The organism is Sphingomonas flavida (genome assembly GCF_036663655.1).
Classification (GTDB): Bacteria; Pseudomonadota; Alphaproteobacteria; order Sphingomonadales; family Sphingomonadaceae; genus Sphingomonas.
On the sequence record NZ_JAXOJH010000018.1, the window covers coordinates 25,300 to 46,794 of the forward strand.

Genomic DNA, 21,495 nt, shown 5'->3' on the forward strand with positions numbered 1-21,495 from the left:
TAACGTGATCGCCAAGCAGCGCCTTGTCAATCGGCGACGCATCAGGAGAGAATGCCATGCCCAGCTTCCGCACACTGATCGGAGCGCTGTCTGTCTCATTGGTCATGGCGGTCTGTCCGGCTGAGGCCGAGGACGGCTATGCGCTCTGGCTCCGCTCGGTCGCTCCCACGAATCAGCCCGCGATGGTCACGACGCTCGGCGATACCGCGACCCTGACGCTGGCCGCGTCGGAACTGCGCCGGGCGCTGCCTGCGGGCACGCCGAAGGTCGTGTTGGCAACCGCCTCCGCCCCGTCGCTGCGCACGCTGGCGCTGCCCTTCGCATCGCTGGGTGAAGAGGGTTATCTGGTCCGCAACGTCACGCTCGATGGACAGCGGGTCATACTGGTCGCGGGCAACAGCGACCGGGGCGCCCTGTACGGTGCCTTCGCGCTGATCCGGCATCTGGCCAGCGGCGGGCGAGCGGAGACGGTCGATCTCCGCTCCGTTCCCAAGGTCAGGCTGCGCGTGCTGAACCATTGGGACAATCTGGATGGGTCGATCGAGCGCGGCTATGCGGGCCAGTCGCTGTGGGAATGGTGGACGCTCCCCGACTTCAAGGACCCGCGCTACACCGATTACGCCCGCGCCAACGCCTCGATCGGGATCAACGGCACCGTCCTGAACAACGTCAATGCCAAGGCCGACAGCCTGACCGCGCCCTATATCGCCAAGGCCGCCGCGCTGGCGGATGTGTTCCGGCCATGGGGCATCAAGGTCTATCTGTCGGTCAAGTTTTCCGCACCGATCGAGTTGGGAGGACTGAAGACCGCCGACCCGCGCGATCCGGCGGTCGCCGCCTGGTGGAAGGCCAAGGCGGACGAAATCTATCGCACCATCCCCGATTTCGGCGGTTTTCTGGTCAAGGCCAATAGCGAGGGCCAGCCGGGCCCGCGCGACTATGGCGCGTCCCATGCCGATGGCGCCAACATGCTGGCCGCCGCCGTCCGCCCCCATGGCGGGATCGTGATGTGGCGAGCCTTCGTCTATGCCGAAACCGATCCGGAAGACCGCGCCAAACAGGCCTATACCGAGTTCAAGCCGCTGGACGGCAAGTTCGCCGACAATGTGCTGGTGCAGGTGAAGAACGGCGCGATCGACTTCCAGCCGCGCGAACCCTTCCACCCCCTGTTCGGTGCGATGCCGCGCACACCGCTGATGATCGAGTTCCAGATTACCAAGGAATATCTGGGATTTGCGACGCACCTTGCCTATCTGGGCCCGCTATTCACCGAAGTGCTCGATGCCAGGACCGGGCAGAAGCCCGGCGAGACGGTGGCCGATGTCGTCGATGGCAAGGCTGAGCATCACGCCCTGTCGGGTATGGCGGGCGTCGCCAATATCGGGCGCGACCGCGACTGGAGCGGATCGACCTTCAATCAGGCCAACTGGTACGCCTTTGGCCGACTGGCCTGGGATCCCGACCTGTCGGCGGAGGGGATTGCGCGCGAATGGGCGCAGCAGACCTTCGGCACCGACCGCCAGCTGGTCGACACCGTCACCACGATGATGATGGGATCGCGTGAGGCGGTGGTCGACTATACCGGCGCGCTCGGCCTTGCCCACCTGATGGCCACGGGTCATCATTACGGACCGGGCCCCTGGGTGTCCGAACTGGCGCGGCCGGAGTGGAATCCGGTCTATTACCACCGCGCCGACGCAAGCGGCATCGGCTTCGACCGGACGGCGACGGGCAGCAATGCGGTCGGGCAATATGCCGGGCCGGTCGCCGGGGCCTTTGCCAAGCCCGGCACGACACCGGAGTCGATGCTGCTCTGGTTCCACCATCTGCCCTGGGATCACCGCATGGCCGATGGCCGCACCCTGTGGGAGGATCTGGTCGCGCATTATGATCGCGGCGTCGCCTATGTCGCGACCATGCAGCGGCAATGGGACGGTCTGCGCGACAAGGTGGATGCCGAGCGATGGCAGAAAACCGCGACCTACCTCGCCATTCAGGAGCGCGAGGCACGGTGGTGGCGCGACGCCAGCCTGGCCTATTGGATGTCGGTCAACCATCGCCCGCTACCCAACGGCGTGCGTGCACCCGAGCATGATCTGGCCTGGTACAAGGCCCGGCAATTCCCGCTCGCCCCCGGTCAGGCGCACTGACCGGACGATCCGGATACCCGGTAACCAGACATGGCTACCGGGCAAAGGCCCGATTTTTGGTCGGGCCAGACGCCAATGCGGCACGCCACTTACCAAGATGACAAAAACGTCACCGGATGAACGACTTCGACCAAGGATATGTGATGCCGCTATGTCACATGACCCTGAATAACGGTTTACCTCTTCCGGCCTGACCAGTTTGCTGTTGACTCACTAACCAGTGGGAATATGGATAGCGCTATCAACAAGCCGCGTCAGACGGTTCGAGGGGATGAAGATTGGTTTCCAAGGTCATTCGCCCGGCCATGCCCGGTGTTCCGCCTCCGGCCGAACGGACGCCCATGCCTGGCGCCCTGCCGGATGAAACCGCCGCCTGAACCTGGACCATCCGACCGACTTTCAACAGATTACCCCGTATGTCGCGACGAACGGCAGCGGACCCACAGAGAGGATTTGCGATGAAGTCCGTGCCCCCAGTCCGCCTGTGCCGTGTCGCCCTGCTGTGCGCGACCGCGATCGGTGCGATGAATGCCTCTGCCGCCCTGGCGCAGGCTGTGCCGCCGCCGCAGGAACAGGTGCCAGCCAACGGCCAGGACAACGGCCCGGCCGAGCGCGCCGCCCCGCAGCTGGACACCCAGGGGACGTCGGCCGAGGACATCGTCGTCACCGGCTATCGCTCGAGCCTTGCGAAGTCGACCAACGCCAAGCGCGCCTCGACCGGCTTCACCGACTCGATCTTCGCCGAGGATATCGGCAAGTTCCCCGACACGAACATCGCGGAATCCTTCAACCGCATTCCGGGTGTCACCATCACCCGCGACGTGACCGGCGAGGGCACCAACGTCGCCATTCGTGGCCTTGGCTCGAACTTCACCAACGTTACGCTGAACGGTGCGCCGATCGCGGTCGCCTCGTCGGGTTCGACCGACGCGCAAGGGACGGACCGCTCGGTCGACCTCAGCTTCTTCCCGACCGACCTGTTCACCAAGCTGACCGTGAACAAGAGCTACACCGCCGACCTGCTCGAAGGTGGCGCGGCGGGCAATATCGACCTGCGCTCGGCCCGGCCTTTCGACCGTAACGGTCCCTTCCTCGCCTATAACATCCAGGGCACCAAGCAGACGCCGGAAGACCGTATCGGTGCACGCGGCTCGCTGATCGGCAGCTGGCGCAACGAAACCTTCGGCATCCTGGCGGGCGTCTCGGCGCAGCGCATCTTCACCGATACGCGCGGGTTCGAGACGATCGGCTATACCAACCCGGCGCTGACCGCCGCGCAGTGCGGCGCGACCAGCGGCTGCAACAGCACCGGCGGCGGCAACTGGACGATTCCGACGACGGTGCCGGCGGGTGCTGGCGGCGGGCTCGTTGCGGGCACCGTCATCGACCGTAACTTCCTGCTCGCCAACAATCCCGGCGCCACCATCCAGCAGATCGACAACGGCCTGCTGCCGCGCCTGGGTCGTGTCACCAGCATCCGTGGGCCCCGCGACCGCGTGAACGCGATCGTCAGCGCCGAATATCGCCCGACCGACACGCTGCACCTCTATGTCGACGGCTTGTACGGCTTTAAGAAGAACGAGTTGACGCGCGAGAACATGGCGTGGATCGTGCGCAACGGCGCGATCATCCCGACCAACCTGACCTTCGACAAGTCGGATTGCAGCAATGGCTGCACCGTGACCGGCGGCACCTTCGCCAATGCGCAGTTCTTCAACGAATTCCGCCCCTATACCGAGACGACGCACCTCTGGAGCGTCAATCCCGGTGGCGAATGGCAGATCGACGACAAGCTGAAGCTGAACTTCCAGGGCAATTACGCCCGGTCGACCTTCCACCGCGAAAGCCCGACCGTCGGCATGACCACGCCACTGGGCGTCGGCAATACCGTCACCTTCACCAACAATGGCGGCATCCCGACGATCACCAGTGCGCTGGACCTGAACGATCCGAAGAATTTCGGCTGGAACGCGGGCAGCCGCGTCAACCTGCAGGACGAACGCCGCCTCAACATCAACAAGGGGCTGCGCGGCGATCTGACCTGGGGCGATACCGCGCTCAACCTGAAGGTCGGCGGTGCGTATGACGACACCTCGCGCCAGATCCGCGGTTTCGACAACAGCCAATATTGGCAGAATGCGGTGTGCGGCAACAATCCGAACGTCGCCGTTCCCTCGCCCAACACCCAGCCGCCCTGCGCGGGCCTGAACGCGCCGGGCGCCGCCCCGGCCGGCTATCCGACCTATCCCGGCTATGGCACCGGCTTCACCAGCGGGCTGAGCGGCCCGGTCAGCTATGGTGGGTCGCTGATCCCCGCCAACCTGGCCTCCAGCTATCTGATGCCGGGGCCCGCCGGGTTCGTCACGGTCAACTGGCCCGCCTTCGCCAAGGCCAGCAACTACCAGTTCTTCCACGACAATGCCCCCGAGAATGGCGGCGCGAACACCGGCGCCAGCGCGGGCTTCATCCGCGAGGTCGTGAAGTCGGCCTTCGCCACGGTCAACGGGTCGCAGGAACTGGGCGGCAACACGCTGCGCTTCAATGTCGGCGTGCGCTACGTCAACACGATCCAGACGATCTCGGGCCGTGTCTCGCTGCCCGATCCGCGCAACACCACCGCGAGCGGCGCGTCGCTGCCCGACGGCGCGCGCTATCCCAGCATCGTGAACATCGCGACCACCCGGAACGTCTATTCCGAATGGCTGCCCGCCGCGACCTTCGCCTATGATATCGGCGAACATGCGGTGGTCCGCGTGGCGGGATCGCGCACGATGACCCGTCCCGACCCTTCCGCGCAGCTGCCCGGCGTGAACTTCGGTGCGCCCTCGGCGGACCAGGCGACGATCGGCAACCCGGCGCTGGCACCCTATCTGTCGACCAACCTCGACCTCGGCTTCGAATATTATACGGGCCGCGAGGGCGTGATCAGCTTCAACGCGTTCCGCAAGTCGCTGGAAGGCTTCACCACCACCGCGATCAGCACGGTGCCCTTTACCAACCTGGCGCAGTACGGCATCACCTACGACACGCTGAACTCGACACAGCAGATCGCGATCAACGCGCGCGGCGGCCCTAACCAGGCGCAGGTGCAGGTGACCTCGCAGGTCAACGTGCCCAACAAGCTGACCATCAACGGCCTGGAATTCCAGTGGGTCCAACCGCTCGACTTCCTGACCCGTGCGATCGGCATCACCGGCTTCGGCTTCAACGCCAACGCCACCATCGTCGACCAGCGCAGCGACGGCCCGGCGATCGCGTTCGGCGTGGCACCCTTCACCTACAACATCACCGGCTATTACGAGAAGAACGGCGTGATGCTGCGCGTCGCCACGACCTCGCGTCAGGGCGCGCAGAATAGCGGCACGGCGCAGAACGGCATCCCCGCCGCCGCGCTGTACGGCACCGACTACACCACCTACGACTTCTCTTCGGCGTTCGACCTCGACAAGCTGCTGGGGATCAAGGGCGCGCCGCAGCTGACCATCAACGTCGCCAACTTCACCAACGCGACGCTGCGGTCCTACTTCCAGTTTGAGAACGCGACCTTCACCCAGTACAAGCCGGGCCGTCAGTTCCTGGTCGGTCTGCGCGGCACCTTCTAAACCATCCCTTCACGGTTCCCCCTCCGGGCCCTCGCGAAAGCCGGGGCCCTTTTTTTGGTCACCAGCCCATGCTGTCGGGAACGCCCTTGAACGGACCCGCGAGAGCGGCCGTGATCCAGCCGCCATAGAAGCCACCCGGCTGCGGCCGGACGACCTCGCCATCGACCGTGCACCGATCGAAGGGCGCTGCGTAGAAGGCGAGATGGTCGCGAAGCGCGGCAAAGGCGGGTGTTGGGTTGGGATAGCTCCACGCCACGTCGCGCAGCACCGTGTCGCCCATATCGACATGCCAATAGATCGCCTCGCCCTTCCATTCGCAAAAGGACCGGCGATCGGATCGGCGCAGCATCCGCTGCATCACGTCGTCGGGCGGGATGTACCAGCTGGGCGGATGGCTGGTCTCCAGCGTGCGGACGGGTCGGCGGGTTTCGGCAATGACGATCCCGCGATGCTCGATCCGGACATGACGGCGGGTCGGCTCGGCAATGGCGGGGCGCGGATAGTCCCAGACGCTTTCCTGGCCCGGCGCGACGGGATCGGGCTTGGGCCTCACCGGCTTACCTCCCGCACGGGGGCGGGCGGTCGATAGCGCGACAGGTCGGGCTCCTTTGCGTCACCGCCGCCGAACAGCTTGCCCGCAGCCGCCATGACCGGGCCCGTGCTCGCCAGCCCCAGCACCCCGTGCAGGATGCGGATGCCCCATCGGCTATGCGGGTTGGCCAGTCGTGGAACGATGCGCGGGATGCCCTGCGCTTTCTCGGCCATGGGCCGCATCGCGCGTTCATAGGCGATGAACGCCTGGCCGGGATTGTTCGACCGGATCATCTCCCCCGCCAGCACCCGCGCGCCCGTGACCGCCAGCGTCGCACCGACACCACCAAGCGGGGTCACGCACCAGGCCGCATCGCCGCACAGCGCCACCCGTCCGCGCGCCCATCGCGGCATCTTCACCTGGCGCAACACGTCGAAATAGAAATCGGCACTGTCCTCCATGCCCGCCAGGACACGGTCCGCCTGCCATCCGGCATCCGCGAAGGTTTCGCGCAGCCAGGCCTTTCGCCGCGCCCGGTCCCATGCCTGCTCGCCCTCGGGCGGCTTCTGGATACACAGCATCGCGCGGGTCGTATCGTGCCGGTCGGGACGCAGCGAGATGCTCCGCCCGCCGGTCGTGTGATACCAGCGCCAGAGGCGATCGTCATCGGCGACACGCGGGATGGTGAAGTAGGCCATCGTCATATTCATCCAGCGTGGCCGGTTCTCGCCTGGGAAAACCAGTTCCCGGGTGGCCGAACCGACACCCTCGGCGATCAGGATCGTATCGAACGTCTCGGTCGCGCCGCTCGCCAGGGCGACCTCCACCGCGCCGCTCGTCTCGGTGATCGTGGTGACGTGATCGCCGAAACGATAGCGCGCATGGTCCTTCGCCCGGTCGTACAACAGCCGTGCCAGATCACCGCGCAGGATCTCCATCTCCGCCGTGGGACCGTCGCGGCCCATCTCATCGGTCAGGAACTGCGCCTTGATCCGCCCCTCCCCATCGATCCAGACGGTGCCCTCTTCACCGGTTCCCGCCGCCAGCGCTTCGTCTTCCAGCCCCATGTCGCGCAGCACCGCGCGTCCGACGCCCCGAATGTCGACATTCTGGCCGCCATCGCGAAAGCCCGCCGCGCGTTCGAGGACCGTCACGTCGAACCCCGCACGGCCCAGCCACCAGGCCAGCGTGTTGCCAGCAATGCTCGCGCCGGTGATCAGAACCCTGGTGGACATGACGGCGTCTCCTTTTCGCGTGGCATAACGCGGCAGGACGCAAAAGTGACCGAGAAGGGATAGCCTCCGCCGTCGCCGGAGCGATCGTGACGTGCGTCACGGCCGAGCGTCCGCGGAGAATATGAGGCGGTGCCCCGGCAAGGGGTGATTTCACGCCATCGATGTCAAGAAATGGTCGGGGAGAGAGGATTCGAACCTCCGGCCCCTGCCTCCCGAAGGCAGTGCTCTACCAGGCTGAGCTACTCCCCGACTAGGAGTACGGATCGTTTTCTAGGGCCGTTCGGGAAGGCCGATCCGTGCTGGAGGCGCGCCAATACCCAGCGGTTCGGATCGGCGCAAGCGGTTTTTATTCCGCCCGCAAAATTATTGCAGCGCCCGCCCCAAACGACCGGCCAGATCGACCACATATTGCCAGGCCACGCGCCCCGATCGGCTGCCCCGGCGTGTCGCCCAGTTCACCGCCTCGGCGCCGTCGAACGGCAGGTCGTACCGCTCGGCATAGCCACGGACGATGGCCAGATAGCCATCCTGGTCGAGCGTATGGAAACCCAGGCTCAAGCCGAACCGGTCGGCCAGCGCCAGTTGATCGTCGACGACGTCGCGGGGGTTGATCGCGCTGTCCTGCTCGCTGAGATCACGGGGCAGCAGGTGGCGGCGATTGGCGGTGACCAGCAGGCGGACATGCGCGGGGCGCGCCTCCGCGCCGCCATCCAGCAACGAGCGCAGCTTGCGGGCCTCCCCTGCCCCCTCGAACCCCAGATCGTCGATGAACACGGCAAAGGCCCGGTCGACCCGCTCCAGCGTCGCGAACAGTTCCGGCAGGCTGTCGAGCGCATCGACCGATACCAGCGCCAGGCGACCGGGACGGTCGGCCTGCACGGCGGCGACGCTCGCCTTGACCAGTGCCGACTTGCCCGTGCCCCGCGCTCCCCATAGCAGCACGTCCTGCGCCGCATGTCCGTCGGCCAGCCGGAACAGGTTCGTCAACAGCGCCTCGGATTGCCGCTCCAATCCCTTGAGCAGGTCGAGCGGGATCGGCGCAAAACTCCGTGCCGCCCGTAAGGCCCCGTCTCGCCAAAGATACGCCGGATGCGCCAGCGCGTCGGCGGAGGGCGGCGGCGGCGGGGCCAGACGCTCCAGGGCGGCGGCGATACGGTCGAGGAGCGTCGTGGCGGGATCGGTCATGACGCCGCTGGTAAGCGAGACCAACCGCCCTGCCAAGCGAGGACCGGCTTCAGCGTGGTGTGGCGGAGGGCATGGAATCAGGTCGAAGCGCGTGCGCCTTGTCGAACAACTGCTGCGCACCGTCCTTCTGGCCATCGGCCGCCAGCGCCTGGCCATAGGCGTCGGCGACCCCGGCATTCATCGGGGCCAGCCGATACGCTGCCGCGCCGTATCGCCGCGCGACGACGCCGTCGCCGGAGCGAGCATAGGCGATCGCCAGATCGTGCAACAACGCCACGTCGCGCAGGCCAAGCTGATTGCGCAGTCCCTCCAGCGTTTCGATCGCGGCATCCCACTGCCCGGCGGCCAGTTGCCACCGCGCCAACAGGCGACGCGCGGCAATGCCTTGCGGATTTTGCGAGAGGTAAAGCCCCAGGCTGACGGCGGCGTCACGCACACGACCGGTCCGCTGATAGGCGTCGGTCAGGCGCAGCATCGTCGGCTCGTCGAAGGTCAAGTCGGCCGCACGGGCATAGGGGACCACCGCTTCGGCGATACGGCCGCCCGTCGCCAGCATGTCACCATAGGCCAACTGTGCCGCCGGAGCACCGGGGCTCGCCCGCACCAGCGCCTGTGCCCGCTGAAGCGCCCCGGCCCTGTTGCCGCTGCTCACCAGACCACGGATCAGGCCCAGGGCATAGGTCGGGTCGGTCGGTGCATCGTCGGCGGCAATGGCCAGATCGATGACCGGGCGATCGGCAAGGAAGATCGCGGCATCGCCACGACGACCCGACGCCACCCGGTCGAGCAGCACGCCATTGCCGGGCCCCGCCGCCAGGGCGGCGAGCCGCAGCGCGTAACCATCGGCATCGGCTCGCGACAATATCGGGCGAAGCGTGACCAGCGCCGCCGGGCGATCCCCCGCCGCGACCTGGGCCGCCGCCAGCAACTGCCGCGCGGCGACGTTCATCGGCTGCATCGCGACCAGCCGCCCCCACGCCCGCAGCGCGCGTTGCGGACGCCCCTGGGCGTAGGCGAGTGCCCCCTCCAGCAGCGCCACCGACGGCCTTGCGTTCAAGGCACCACCGGTCAGCTCCAACGCCTGTTGCGCCAGGGCGAACCGCCCGGCCCGTGCGGCGATGACGGCTTGGAGATAATAGGCCTCGGGACTGCCCGGCTCGGACACCAGGGCCGTGCGGGTCGCGGCCAGGGCTTCGCTGGCACGGCCAAGATCGCCCAGCGTCGCGGCATACTGGATCAGGGCGGGATGGTAATAGGCATCGCGCCCCAGCGCCGCCTCGAACCAGGGAAGGCCCGCCGCCAGGCCATAGCGGGCGCGCACCACCTCACCCCGCAGGGTCAGCGCGATGGGATCGGCGGGCGCAAGGCGAGCGGCACGGGCCGCCGCCCGCGATGCTCCGTCCATGTCGCCCGCACCAAAGCGACTACGACCCAGATCGGCCCAGGCGCGCGCGTCGTTCGGAAATCGGACGACGAGTTGTTCCAGGCTTTGCCGCAGCGCCGCGCCGCCGCCACCCTCAGCCGCGGCGAGTTGCGCGGCGGCGCGGGTCATCGCGGCGTCGCGTTGGGTGGGCATCTGGTCGACGGCGTCCTGTGCCCCCTCCAGATTGTCGAGCAGCAATCGGGCCTCGACCCGGTCGGCCAGCGTCGCGGACAGGGGCACGCCATCCGCCAGCGCGCGGTCCAGTGCCGCCTCGGCGGTGATCGCGTCACCCAGCAACAGGCTGGTCCGCGCGAGCATCATCTGAACCGGCCCCGACCCCGGCGCGGCGACCGCCGCCTGTCGCGCCTGATCGTGCGCGGCGTGATAATTGCCGACCTCCAGCGCGGTCGTGGCGCGCCGCATCGCCAGCACCGGATCGACCGGCGGCTTTCCGCCACGAAGCAATAGGAGCAGCCCGCCCATCGCCAGCGCGATGACGAGCAGGACCATCACGATCCGAATTCGTCGCCGGATCGTGCGGCGTCGCCAGACGCGCCGCTTGCGCCGCATCATCGGATAGGGATGTGATTTGCGCCGATCGCGTCCGCGATAGGGTGTTCCCGTCCCCGACGTGCCGCTCAACGGGCACCCGAGGGCCAGAGTATCACGCGCAACGTCTGCAACAGGATCAGCGCGTCGAGGAAAGGCGAATAATTCTTGGCGTAGTAGAGGTCGTACTCCAGCTTGTGCCGCGCATCGTCGATCGACGCACCATAGGGATAGTTGAGCTGGGCCCAGCCGGTAATACCGGGTTTGACCATGTGCCGCTCGGCATAGAAGGGAATCTCCTGCTCGAGCTGTGCGACGAATTGCGGACGTTCGGGACGCGGCCCGACAAAGCTCATCTCGCCCGCCAGGACCGACCAGACCTGAGGCAGTTCGTCGATCCGTACCTTACGGATGAAGCGGCCGATGCGGGTGATGCGCGGATCGTCTTTTTCCGCCCAGACGGCCTGCCCCGCGACCTCCGCATCCTGACGCATCGAGCGTAGCTTCAGGATGTCGAACGGCTCGTTGAACAATCCGATACGACGCTGACGGTAAAAGGCGGGGCCCGGCGATTCCAGCTTGATGGCGATGGCGGTCAAGGCGATGATCGGAACCGCGACGACCAGCAGGATCAGGCTGACCGAAACGTCGAAGGCGCGCTTGAACAATGCCGACCACATCCGCCCCGACGAAAAGCCCTCGGAAAAGATCAGCCAGCTATGGCTGACCGAGGCCAGGTCGATGCGCCCCGTCTGCCGTTCCAGAAAGCTCGACAGTTCCGATACATTCACGCCCGTCGTGCGAACCCGCAGCAGGTCTTGATAAGGCAGTGCATTGCGTCGTTCCTGAATCGCCAGCACGACCTCGCTCGCCTCACGATCGATGACGAAGCCGCGCAGGCTCGGGATGGCGTCGCGCGGGATGGCGTCGGACACTTCGACTTCCTGCGGATTCATGGCGATCGCCCCGGCGACCAGGAAGTTCGAACCGGGCCGCGACGCCAGGGCGACGATCTGGGCCGCGCGTTCGCCCGCCCCCATCACGACCACGCGCCGCTTGAAGCGGTCGCCGCCAAACAAGCCGCCGAGCAGGCTGCGCATGACGACCAGCATGACGATCGCAAGGATCATCGAGAAGAAAAGACTCGATCGCCAATAGGACAGGTTGGGAAAGAAAAAGAAGATCAGCGACAGGAGGATGACGCCCATCGAGATCGCCACCATCAGCCGCGCCGCGGCAAAGCGCAACGACAGGAACGACGCCGCCGAATAGGCCCCAACCGCCAGCAACGCCACCTGAAGCGGGATGGCGAAGCTGAGCACCTGCGGCAGACGCTCGACGATTGAACCCGCCGGAAAACCGATCTGCCGGGCACGTACGAGCCAACCCAGCTCGGCGGCCAGCATCAACAGCAGGAAATCGACCAGCCCGAGCAACAGCGCCGCATGGGGGACATAATGTTTGAACAGGCGGATCATCTAGCCAGCGTGTAATCCCCAGAGGCCTTGCCGAGGCCTTTGCCCCAAACTGTCTCAATTTTTGCAAAGAATGACAAACGAAGCATGAAGAAATGCGTTTTCATGCGTTACAGGCGCCACACCGACCGGCTATTATCGGTTCAGTGCGGCATAACGAAGGGGCATTCATGCATAATCAAATCGTGCCGGTCATCCTGTCCGGTGGTTCCGGCACGCGTCTCTGGCCGATGTCGAAGCCGGAAATGCCGAAGCAGCTGCTGGCATTGACGTCGGACGAAACCATGCTGCAGCTGACGGCGCAGCGGACCAACTCCAACGACTTTGCCGCACCAATCGTGGTTGCCGGCCAGCGTCACGCCGATCTGGTCGAAGGTCAGCTGGTCGATGCGGGAACCCCGCCCCAGGCGCTGATCCTGGAGCCCGTGGCACGCAATACGGCGCCCGCCATCGCGCTTGCCGCGCTGATCGCCAAACCCGAAGACGTGCTGCTGGTCATGCCGTCCGACCATGTGATCGCCGATCTGGACGCATTCCATGCGGCGATCCGCGCCGCCTTGCCGATGGTGTCGGAAGGATGGCTGGCGACGTTCGGCATCGCACCGGACAAGCCGGAAACCGGTTATGGCTGGATCCAGGTCGGGCGCGAACTCGCCGCCGGGGTGCATCAGGTTGCGCGGTTCGTCGAGAAGCCCCGGCTGGAGCGCGCCGAGGCGATGCTGGCGCGCGGGGATTATGCCTGGAACGGCGGTATCTTCCTGTTCCGCGCCGACCGCTATCTCGAGGAGCTGGGTCAACACGCCCCCGAAATGCTGATCGCCGCCGAAAAGGCCGTGCGAGAGGCCAAGCGGGAAGGCAAGCGGATCTGGCCCGACGAGGCCGCCTTTGCCGCATGTCCGTCGGACTCGATCGACTATGCGGTCATGGAGCGGGCGGAGCGCGTCGCGGTCGTCCCCGTCGCCATGGGCTGGAACGACGTCGGCAGCTGGGATGCGCTCCACGCGATCAGCGAACTTGACGGTTTCGGCAACGCGCATCGCGGCGAAGTGCTGGCGATCGATACCAAGAACTGCCTGATCCGCACCGACCGCGTTCGCGTCGCGGCGGTTGATGTCCAGGACCTGATCGTGGTGGCCAGCGGCGACGACATCCTGATCCTGCCGCGCGGCCGGAGCCAGGACGTCAAGAAGCTGATCGAGGCGATGAAGCGTCAGTGATCACGACGACCGGGCCGCAGGAATTGCGGCCCGGTCGAACCTGTCAGCCGGTCATCCGATCGGCGGTCGCCAATACCTCGCCGATCGTTGTCGCGGTCACGCCGTGGCGTGCCAGTCGTTCGAATACGCTGTCCCACCAGCGATCGAACATCTCCCGGTCGCGCGCCGTACGGACATAGGGCGTGTGCCCTGGCTCAAGCGTCGGCGAGTGGAATGAAAAGGTCAGTAGTCGGCAGCCATCCGCCAGCGCGCGGTCGATCCCGACCAGCGCATCGCCGATCCCCACCCCTTCGGGCGTCAGCGGAATACGGTTGAGCAACCCCAGTCGCGCCAGAGCACCGCGCCCGCGCGGCCACCGCCCTGCCCGTTCGTAGAGCGAATTGCCTCCCTCGCGCAGCAGCCCGGTGTAGACGCTGGTCAACGGCAGCTCGATCATGCCGTCACGGCGAAACGCCTGAGCGTCGATCGCGCTGAAATCCATGCCGCCGGCATCGCCATAATCATGCAGCGCCCGCATGGAGCTGTCGATCCGGTATCCCCGCCCCGCCAGAAGCGCCAATGACGATGGCCCCAAGCCGTAGCGGCCCGACCGAAAACTGCGGGGCGGCTTGCCGAAGGACGTCGTGATCGCCTGGGTCAGCGTATCGAGCTTGGCGGCTTCCAGCGACAAGGGCAGGTTGCCTGCATGGCTGGTAAAGGCGTCCACCACCTCATGATGCGGCGGCGTGACCCAGGCGTGTAGCTGCGCGCCGATTTCCGAACGCCCGTCCTCAAGACATTCGGACAGCGTCGCGACCGCCGTCCGATCGACCGCCACCGGATAGTCGACCATGCAGGTCAGGCCGACCCCCGCCGCCGCGAAACGCCGGTGCGCGGGCGCGAACGCCCGCATCGCCTTGGTGGAGCGGTGCCGCCGATCGAGCGGCGCAGACCAGTCGAACTCCTCCTCGACATCGACGAACACCAGGAACCGGCGGCCGAAATCGACGGGCCAGTCGATGCGCTCGTCGGGCGTGGCGGCGTCGTGACGCCAGGGACGGAGCGGGGTAGCCACGCTCAGCCGGACGAGGTCCGTCCCGCGCGCTGGTCGTCGCCGACCGGCAGCGCCAGGACGACCCGGTGAAGACCGATGGTCAGCCCACCGCCCATCTCGGCCCCGAGCTTGTCGATCAGTCGCAGCGAAAAACCGGTGCCGAGCAGCGGCGCGCCGTCACGCTGCTCCTCGTCGCCGGCGTCGCTGAGCAGCGCGGCTTCGGTCTCGATGGTCAGGGCCAGCGGGCGATCAACCTTCAGCGCCGCCATGCCCTGATCGATGCCCAGGCTCGCCGACAGGCGTTCGCCTACCACGCAATTCGACAGCAGCACCGAGAACAGCCGCGTCAGCAGCCGCTCGCTCGCCCGGTCGTCGGCAAGTGCGGCGATCGGGGACGATGGCGGGTCAAAGCGAATCTCCGCGCGGCGCAGTTCGGCCAGCGGGCGCAGTTCGGCCAGGACGCGCTGGATCAGCGGGGCCAGCGGCACGACGGTCGGCCGTAGATCCAGCACATGCCCCTCGATCCGCGCGGCGGTATCCAAATCCTCGACCGAGGCGAGCAGGTCGGCGGCCATCGCGCGGATCGCGCTGGCGCGGTCGCGATAGACGGGCGCGACCGGCCCCAGCAATTCGCTCTCGATCAGTTCCGCAAATCCCGCCACCGCATTGGCCGGGGTGCGCAACTCGTGGACCAGCTGGCGCAGCGAATCGGAGGGCGTGGTTTCGCCGCCGGGCACCACCTCGGTCACATTGGCCATTTCGTCACGGCGCGGTCGCCGACCACTGCCGCGATAGCCGCAATATCGACCCGATACCGGATCGAAGCGCGGCATGGCCGATACGCGCCACGATCCCGCCGCCGCCGACGAGCCCCCAATTTCCAGCCGCGCGTCGCGGAATGGCGAACGCCGTCGAAAGGCCCCCATCGCCACGCCGTCGAACTGGGCCAGCCCCTGCATCGCGGTATCGGCGATGCTGACCCCGACCAGCGGTCCGCGCGTCACGCCCTCCACGCCCAGGATCAAGCCCGCCGGATCGGTATCGAAGTCGAAATGGGTGGGCCCCGCATCATTCTGCGGCGCACCCGGCACTTCCTCGCGACGCTGGTTGAACGCATCGATGCGGGCGACCAGGTCGGCGATCTCGTATCGCGGCGGTGCGGCGGCGGGCGTCGCATGGCGCAGCGCCTCGGCCATGAACGGCAGGCCACGCGCGACTTGGCCCAGCGCGACGAACGGCGTCGCCGCCTGGATCGGCACCGGATCGAGCAGGATCGACAAAGGCGGCTCCGGCGCAATCGGCTTGGCCCCGACCGGCGCCGCAATCGGCTCGGGCGGCGTGGTGGCTAGCAGGTCGGGCCGTTTGATCGGGGCGGCCGTCGGTTCCTGCGGCACGGTCATGGCCGGTGCATCACTTGCGATGATCGGCGCAATCGCGTCAGGGCTTTCCGCCGCGACGTGCGACAGGACGAAATCAACCGGCCCGAAACTCTCCAGCCCGCGCGACACCGTGTCCGACAGGTCGCGGCGGTGCCGCAGGATGGAGCGCGTCCGCGGGGACAGGCGCGGCAATATGGAAAGCCAGTCGGCATCGCCCAGTTGCGCCGCGCGGAGCAAGGGTGCAGCGACCGGCAGCTCGTCCTCAGCAAAAAACGCCACCAGTTCGACCGGGGGATTCCCCGCCCCGAGCATCCGGGCACCGGCGGCCCGCACCGCGACCGGCACCGTCGCACGCAGCGCCGATAGGCGTTCGAGCATCGGCGGATCGGCGGGCACACGTCCCCGACTGATCAGGTCGACAAGTTGCCGCCAGGCAGTCTGCGCGCCGAATGGCGTCGCAGTGTCGGCCGATAATATCGTCGCCAGACTGTCGTCGAACCGCACCGAGCTCCCTTCACCTATGGCCTTTTGGCCGCCAGCTTCCTGTCTTAGCGTCCTTATCCTTCCAACTGGTAACCTGCAAATATCCTTATGCGTGCCGTTGCATTGTCGGAGAATTACGATAGTGCGTAATTTTCTTATAGTAGGCCGTGATACGGCATAGGGATTCGGTAGTTTATGTGGAGTATCGTGTAATGGCGCTGGATCGTATCGATCGACAGATCCTGGCGCTGTTGCAGGCCGATGGCCGGATGACCAATGTCGAGCTGGCCGAGCGCGTGGGCCTGACCGCGCCGCCGTGCCTGCGCCGGGTGCGTGCGCTGGAAGAAGCGGGGGCGATCCGTGGCTATCATGCCGATCTGGATGCCGCACGGCTGGGCTTTCCGATCACCGTCTTTGCGATGGTGTCGCTGCGCAGCCAGGCCGAGCATGACCTTGCCGCCTTCGAAGCGCATGTCGCCGGTATCCCGGAAGTGCGCGAATGCCATATGCTGAACGGCGAGATCGACTTCATCCTGAAGATCGTCGCGTCGGACCTGAAGAGCTTCCAGGAAATCCTGACCGGCCATCTGACGCCTGCGCCCAATGTGGCCAGCGTCAAGACGTCGCTGACCATCCGCACCGCCAAGCAGGTTTCCGGCATCCCGATCGAGGCGGACTGAGCCGGATCAGCGGTTCATGAGAAAGGGCCGGTTCTCCATGACGGAGGACCGGCCCTTTTCGTTTGGCGTGGTCGCTTGGCCGATGCCGCTCCCCCCGCATGTGAACGCGGGGGGAGAAGCCCGATTACGCCTGGGTCTGGAGATAGGTGTTCCAGAACGCGGCGAGGTCCGCACGCGGCGCACCCTTGACCGCGTCGAACGCCGCCTTGGCCCCGGCCTTGTCGCCCTGCGCGGCCAGCGCGATGCCGAGGCGGGTATTCACCTCATTGGCGTCGACACCACCCTTTTGCAGCGCGGCGCGGTACAGCTCGACCGCCTTGGCGTAGTTGCCCTGGCCATAATAGGCCTCTGCGGTCAGCGCGGCGAGCTTGCCGTCGCCGGCCGACTTGGCGCGGGCCTCGGTCGGGGCGAGCGAGCCTTCCTGCCTGCTCTTGCCTTCGGCGGCGGTCAGCATCGCCTTGGCGGTGGCGTTTCCGGCCGGGATCTTGCCGGTCGCCATGCCTTCCTTCAGCACGGTCGCGGCCTCGGCGGGCAGGCCCTTGTCGGTCGCGTACTGCGCATATTCCATATAGTCGTTCTGGTCGCCCAGCGACTTCGACGCGCGCATCAGGCGGAACAGGTCGAGCCGCTGGTTCTTGTCCAGCGTCGCCAGCGAACCCTGCTGGAGGCCATAGATAACCAGGACATTGCGCCAGTTCTGCGCCGTCGGATAGGCGACGAGCCACTTGCGCATCCAGGTCAGCGATTCGGGGACGTTCTTCGTCTTGTTCGCGCGGCTGATCGCGAACTTGTAATAGTCCTCCGGCGCCTTCTGGCCCGAGGCGTTCATCTGGTCGATGACCGACGCCAGCTCGGCATTGCCGCCCGCAATGTCGCCCGACTCATACTTGGCCTTGACCATCAGCATGGGCAGGTTCGGGTCCTGATAGCCCAGCTGCTTGGCCTGCTGGAAATACTGCAGGGCGATCGGATACTGCTTGCCGTTATAGGCCAGCGCGCCGCGACGATAGACGTAGCGCGGCTTGTCGGCGGCCGGGGTCGAGGGGCTGGCGATCAGCGCGTCGAGCGGCTTGGCGAGCGCGGCCTCGTCGACCGGCGTGTTCGGATTGGCCTGCTGCGCAGCGAACAGCTTGCCCGATTCGAGCTCGTAGCGCAGCGCAGCCGCGATGTACTTGTCGTCTTCGGTCTTGGCGGCGGCCTCGACGGCCGCGACCAGCGGCTCGGCGGCAGCGTAGTTCTTCTGCTGCATCACCGGCTGCGCGGCCTGTGCGGCCTTCAGCGCCTCGGGGCTCAGCTTCAGGCCACCGGCTTCTTCGGCCTTCTTCTTCTGGGCAACGGCCGGAACGGTCAGGGCGACCCCACTCACACTCGTCGCCAGCACGGCCGCGAGCGCAAGCTTCGGAATGATCTTCATGCGAATTTTCTCCAAGAATAGAGCCTGTCGGGTCCACGACCGTCAATGGCGGACTTGTAGGGACAGCGGCCGTCCCGTTCAAGCAATGCGGTGATGCGCCGTATCATGACCATCCGCCGCTGAACGCGGATTGAACGCAAACGCTCCGGGCGCTAGCGGGCGCGGTCATGATTGCCGTCATCTCCCCCGCCAAGACGCTCGATTATCAGAGCCCCCTGCCCGATCTTGCCCCCACGGAACCGCATTTCGCGCACGAAGCCGACGAACTCGCCCGGGCTGCGGCCGGGCTGGGGGCGGACAAGCTCGGCTCACTGATGCGCATATCGCCCGCGCTGGCGACCCTGAATGCCGAACGCTTCCGCGACTTCGCCGACGCGCCCGAGCGTCCAGCGGTGTTCGCCTTTGCGGGCGACGTCTATACCGGGCTGGAGGCCAAGACGCTGGACGAACCCGCCATCCTGTTCGCACAGGATCACCTGCGGATGCTGTCGGGACTCTATGGCCTGCTCCGTCCGCTGGACGCGATGCGCCCCTATCGCCTGGAAATGGGGACGCGCTGGGCGCCGGGTGGCGGCAAGCTGACCGACTGGTGGGCGGACCGGATCGCCGCGCGGCTGATCCAGGAGGTCGAGGCGGAAGGATCGGGCACCGTCCTGAACCTGGCCAGCCAGGAATATTGGCATGCCGTCGACGGCCGCCTGCCCGCCGCGATCCGCATGATCGCGGTCGATTTCCGCGAAGGCGACCGCTTCGTCAGCTTCCACGCCAAGCGGGCGCGCGGGGCGATGGCACGCTGGATGGTCGAGCATCGGATCACCGAAACCGATGCGATGCGCGGCTTCGATAGCGACGGTTATGCGTTCGATGCCCAGGCAAGCACGCCGACCCTATGGAGATTCGTGCGATGAGCGAGTGGAAGCGGGCGGTCGTCATCGGCGCCTCAGGCGGGATCGGCAAAGGCCTCGCCGATGCGCTGGAGGAAGAAGGCGTCGCGGTCACCCGCCTCGCCCGGTCACTGAGCGGCGACGGGCATATCGACCTCGAGGACGAAGCCAGCATCTCCGCCGCCGCAGAGCGAATTGCCAAGGGCCCCGCCCCCAACCTGGTGATCGTCGCGACCGGCCTGCTCCACGCCGGCGAACAGGGCCCGGAAAAGGCGATGGGACAGCTCGACCCCACCTGGCTTGCGCGGAATTTCGCGGTCAACGCAATCGGCCCCGCGCTGGTCGCCAAGCATGTCCTGCCGCTGATGCCCCGGACCGGCAAGACGCTGTTCGCCGCTTTGTCTGCGCGGATCGGGTCGATCTCCGACAACCGGATGGGCGGCTGGTACGGCTATCGCGCGTCGAAGGCGGCGCTCAACCAGTTCATCCGAACCCTGTCGGTCGAGCATAAGCGGCGCAACGACCGCGCGATCATCGTCGCCCTGCATCCCGGCACCGTCGATACCGCACTGTCCAAGCCGTTCCAGGGCAATGTCCGCCCCGGCGGCCTGTTCACGCCCGACCGGGCCGCCGTGCAGTTGCTCGACGTGATCGACGGATTGAAGGCGCCCGACAGCGGGAAGCTTTTCGATTGGGAGGGCAAGGAGGTTCAGCCGTAAGGGCTTGGGGCGTCCTATCCGGGAAGGGAGGAGCCCCCCCTCCGTCAGGCCTTCGGCCTGCCACCTCCCCTTCCAGGGGAGAAATGGGCAAGGTCGGCCCATGGCTAGTACTACGCCTGCCAATTCATCGATGTAGGAAAATGGCGCGCCCGAGGTGAAAGCGATGGGCACTCAGATCATTGGGAAATTCTGATTGAGAGCGCCTTCCAGAGCCCATATAATCGCTAGGGTAGGATCTGTAATTTGCGTCCGCTCGGCGGTTGTCCCTTGAGGGTCTCAAGGATCTGTCCGCACTCGCCGACCTGTCGGCCGGTGGTGCTGTATCGGGTCTCACAAGGCCGGACGTTGCATTGACTCGAAGCGGGCTTGGCAGCCCATCTGATAACCTTCGCAGATCGTCCGTCCCTGCGTTCCCTCGCGGGACACCGCCATCGGGTCAGCTGGAGAGCATCGCCGCTGGCGAAGGGAGCTTACCTCTTTTCAGGCCTCGAACAAGGTGCCGTCGCGCAACATGGCGTGCATGATGACGGCGAGGCGGCGGGCGAGCGCCACCCGGGCCTTCTTGAGACCGCGTCGCTTGGCGATTTTCAGCGCCCAGGTCTTCAGCGCGAAGGTCTGGCGCGTGCGCGTCAGGATCGAGTTGGCCGCTTCGTAGAGCAGCTTGCGGACGGTGCCGTCTCCCCGCTTGGTGATCCGGCCCGTCCAGTCGAGTTCGCCGGACTGGTGCCGGCGTGGGACGAGGCCAAAATAGGCGCCAGCCGTGCGGGACCGCTTGAACCAGCCCGCCTCATCGACGGCGGCAGCGAACGCAGCCGAGGTCTGCACGCCGACGCCAGAGATGCTCATCAGGGCCTGACAGGCCGGAGAGGCGATGCTGATCGCCTTAAGATCGCGATCCATTTGGCGGATCTCATCAACCCGGCCGACCCGCGCCCGAAGCAGTGCGGCCACCGCCTCGCCGAGACCCGGAACAGCAATGGCGGCTTGCACCCGCGCGAGGAACCGCTCGCCCTGGCCAGCCCCCGGCCTGATCCCGAAGGTGGCGCAGAGGCTGCGGATGGTGTTGTCGAGCCGGACACGGGCTTCGACCAGATGCGCGCGGGCGGTGATCACCGAGCGCACCCCATGCGACGTTGGCGATTTGACGTGCACTTCCTTGTAAAAGCCTGTCCGAGCCAACTGTGCGAGGCCCGCCGCATCGTGCGGATCAGTCTTGTTCGCCTTCATCGCCTTGAGGCTCTGGTGGGCCTGGCGCGCATCAATGCACATGATCGCGACGCCCAACTCGTGCAGGCCACGAGCAACCCACGGCGTCATCCGGCCGGTCTTGATCATCACGCGTTCCATCGGACCATGGCGCTCCAGCAGCGCGGTGATCGCTTCCGGCGTGCTGTCCACGCATTGCGCTGCGACCTTGCGCCCTTCGGCATCGACAATGCAGACATGCGACGTTTCCATCGACAGGTCTATTCCGGCATAGTGCTTCATAGCTGCTTCCTTCCTTCAGGTCCGACAACCAGAAGGTGCGCCGCTCA

15 protein-coding genes and 1 tRNA gene are annotated in these 21,495 nt (G+C 66.4%); 6 read left to right on the forward strand and 10 right to left on the reverse strand.

What is annotated here, in order from left to right:
• Positions 1–56 precede the first annotated feature (56 nt).
• Together U1703_RS16170 and U1703_RS16175 are read left to right on the forward strand one after the other, a co-directional pair.
• Positions 57–2,150, forward strand: a complete 2,094-nt coding sequence (locus tag U1703_RS16170; protein ID WP_332786512.1) for an alpha-glucuronidase family glycosyl hydrolase — start codon at positions 57–59, stop codon at positions 2,148–2,150.
• A 458-nt stretch (positions 2,151–2,608) separates the two neighbouring features.
• A complete protein-coding gene (locus U1703_RS16175; RefSeq protein WP_332786513.1) occupies positions 2,609–5,752 on the forward strand; it encodes a TonB-dependent receptor in 3,144 nt (1,047 codons plus the stop codon).
• 58 nt (positions 5,753–5,810) lie between these two features.
• On the opposite strand, the gene U1703_RS16180 is transcribed toward U1703_RS16175, so the two are convergent.
• The 6 genes from U1703_RS16180 to U1703_RS16205 form a co-directional block, all read right to left on the reverse strand.
• Positions 5,811–6,305, reverse strand: coding sequence for a DUF427 domain-containing protein (locus U1703_RS16180; RefSeq protein ID WP_332786514.1), 495 nt, complete (start codon positions 6,303–6,305; stop codon positions 5,811–5,813).
• Complete coding sequence (locus tag U1703_RS16185) at positions 6,302–7,519, reverse strand: FAD-dependent monooxygenase (protein WP_332786515.1); 1,218 nt, start codon at positions 7,517–7,519, stop codon at positions 6,302–6,304. Before U1703_RS16185 ends, U1703_RS16180 begins: the two co-directional genes overlap by 4 nt.
• Positions 7,520–7,691: 172 nt before the next feature.
• Positions 7,692–7,768: transfer RNA gene (locus tag U1703_RS16190), tRNA-Pro, on the reverse strand.
• Positions 7,769–7,882: 114 nt separating this feature from the next.
• Positions 7,883–8,704, reverse strand: a complete 822-nt coding sequence (locus U1703_RS16195; protein WP_332786516.1) for an ATP-binding protein — start codon at positions 8,702–8,704, stop codon at positions 7,883–7,885.
• Between the two features lie 49 nt (positions 8,705–8,753).
• On the reverse strand, positions 8,754–10,700 hold the full coding sequence (locus U1703_RS16200; RefSeq protein ID WP_332786517.1) for a tetratricopeptide repeat protein: 1,947 nt from the start codon (positions 10,698–10,700) through the stop codon (positions 8,754–8,756).
• A 65-nt stretch (positions 10,701–10,765) separates the two neighbouring features.
• Positions 10,766–12,154, reverse strand: coding sequence for a TIGR03013 family XrtA/PEP-CTERM system glycosyltransferase (locus tag U1703_RS16205; protein WP_332786518.1), 1,389 nt, complete (start codon positions 12,152–12,154; stop codon positions 10,766–10,768).
• 167 nt (positions 12,155–12,321) lie between these two features.
• Here U1703_RS16205 and U1703_RS16210 point away from each other — a divergent pair, with 167 nt between their 5' ends.
• A complete protein-coding gene (locus tag U1703_RS16210) occupies positions 12,322–13,368 on the forward strand; it encodes a mannose-1-phosphate guanylyltransferase/mannose-6-phosphate isomerase (protein ID WP_332786519.1) in 1,047 nt (348 codons plus the stop codon).
• A gap of 43 nt (positions 13,369–13,411) precedes the next feature.
• On the opposite strand, the gene U1703_RS16215 is transcribed toward U1703_RS16210, so the two are convergent.
• Both U1703_RS16215 and U1703_RS16220 read right to left on the reverse strand, forming a co-directional pair.
• A complete protein-coding gene (locus tag U1703_RS16215) occupies positions 13,412–14,422 on the reverse strand; it encodes a polysaccharide deacetylase family protein (RefSeq protein ID WP_332786520.1) in 1,011 nt (336 codons plus the stop codon).
• 2 nt (positions 14,423–14,424) lie between these two features.
• Entirely contained in the window at positions 14,425–16,284 is a 1,860-nt protein-coding gene (locus tag U1703_RS16220; RefSeq protein ID WP_332786521.1) for a sensor histidine kinase, read from the reverse strand.
• Between the two features lie 191 nt (positions 16,285–16,475).
• Here U1703_RS16220 and U1703_RS16225 point away from each other — a divergent pair, with 191 nt between their 5' ends.
• Positions 16,476–16,943, forward strand: coding sequence for an Lrp/AsnC family transcriptional regulator (locus U1703_RS16225; RefSeq protein WP_042487895.1), 468 nt, complete (start codon positions 16,476–16,478; stop codon positions 16,941–16,943).
• 124 nt (positions 16,944–17,067) lie between these two features.
• On the opposite strand, the gene U1703_RS16230 is transcribed toward U1703_RS16225, so the two are convergent.
• The gene (locus tag U1703_RS16230) at positions 17,068–18,357 is read right to left on the reverse strand and encodes a hypothetical protein (protein ID WP_332786522.1); all 1,290 of its coding nucleotides are present in this window, start codon (positions 18,355–18,357) and stop codon (positions 17,068–17,070) included.
• A gap of 167 nt (positions 18,358–18,524) precedes the next feature.
• Here U1703_RS16230 and U1703_RS16235 point away from each other — a divergent pair, with 167 nt between their 5' ends.
• A complete protein-coding gene (locus tag U1703_RS16235) occupies positions 18,525–19,265 on the forward strand; it encodes a YaaA family protein (protein WP_332786523.1) in 741 nt (246 codons plus the stop codon).
• Positions 19,262–19,960 carry an SDR family NAD(P)-dependent oxidoreductase gene (locus U1703_RS16240; protein WP_332786524.1) on the forward strand — a complete coding sequence of 233 codons (699 nt, stop codon included), beginning with the start codon at positions 19,262–19,264 and terminating at the stop codon, positions 19,958–19,960. Before U1703_RS16235 ends, U1703_RS16240 begins: the two co-directional genes overlap by 4 nt.
• 480 nt (positions 19,961–20,440) lie before the next feature.
• On the opposite strand, the gene U1703_RS16245 is transcribed toward U1703_RS16240, so the two are convergent.
• Positions 20,441–21,448, reverse strand: a complete 1,008-nt coding sequence (locus U1703_RS16245; RefSeq protein WP_332786525.1) for an IS110 family RNA-guided transposase — start codon at positions 21,446–21,448, stop codon at positions 20,441–20,443.
• Positions 21,449–21,495 lie beyond the last annotated feature (47 nt).

Excerpts from the sequence above, each read along its gene's own strand:
- U1703_RS16170 (WP_332786512.1), top strand. The coding sequence starts at position 57 with ATGCCCAGCTTCCGCACACTGATCGGAGCGCTGTCTGTCTCATTGGTC.
- U1703_RS16175 (WP_332786513.1), top strand. The coding sequence starts at position 2,609 with ATGAAGTCCGTGCCCCCAGTCCGCCTGTGCCGTGTCGCCCTGCTGTGC.
- U1703_RS16185 (WP_332786515.1), bottom strand. The coding sequence starts at position 7,519 with ATGTCCACCAGGGTTCTGATCACCGGCGCGAGCATTGCTGGCAACACG.
- U1703_RS16195 (WP_332786516.1), bottom strand. The coding sequence starts at position 8,704 with ATGACCGATCCCGCCACGACGCTCCTCGACCGTATCGCCGCCGCCCTG.
- U1703_RS16200 (WP_332786517.1), bottom strand. The coding sequence starts at position 10,700 with ATGATGCGGCGCAAGCGGCGCGTCTGGCGACGCCGCACGATCCGGCGA.
- U1703_RS16205 (WP_332786518.1), bottom strand. The coding sequence starts at position 12,154 with ATGATCCGCCTGTTCAAACATTATGTCCCCCATGCGGCGCTGTTGCTC.
- U1703_RS16210 (WP_332786519.1), top strand. The coding sequence starts at position 12,322 with ATGCATAATCAAATCGTGCCGGTCATCCTGTCCGGTGGTTCCGGCACG.
- U1703_RS16225 (WP_042487895.1), top strand. The coding sequence starts at position 16,476 with ATGGCGCTGGATCGTATCGATCGACAGATCCTGGCGCTGTTGCAGGCC.
- U1703_RS16230 (WP_332786522.1), bottom strand. The coding sequence starts at position 18,357 with ATGAAGATCATTCCGAAGCTTGCGCTCGCGGCCGTGCTGGCGACGAGT.
- U1703_RS16235 (WP_332786523.1), top strand. The coding sequence starts at position 18,525 with ATGATTGCCGTCATCTCCCCCGCCAAGACGCTCGATTATCAGAGCCCC.
- U1703_RS16240 (WP_332786524.1), top strand. The coding sequence starts at position 19,262 with ATGAGCGAGTGGAAGCGGGCGGTCGTCATCGGCGCCTCAGGCGGGATC.
- U1703_RS16245 (WP_332786525.1), bottom strand. The coding sequence starts at position 21,448 with ATGAAGCACTATGCCGGAATAGACCTGTCGATGGAAACGTCGCATGTC.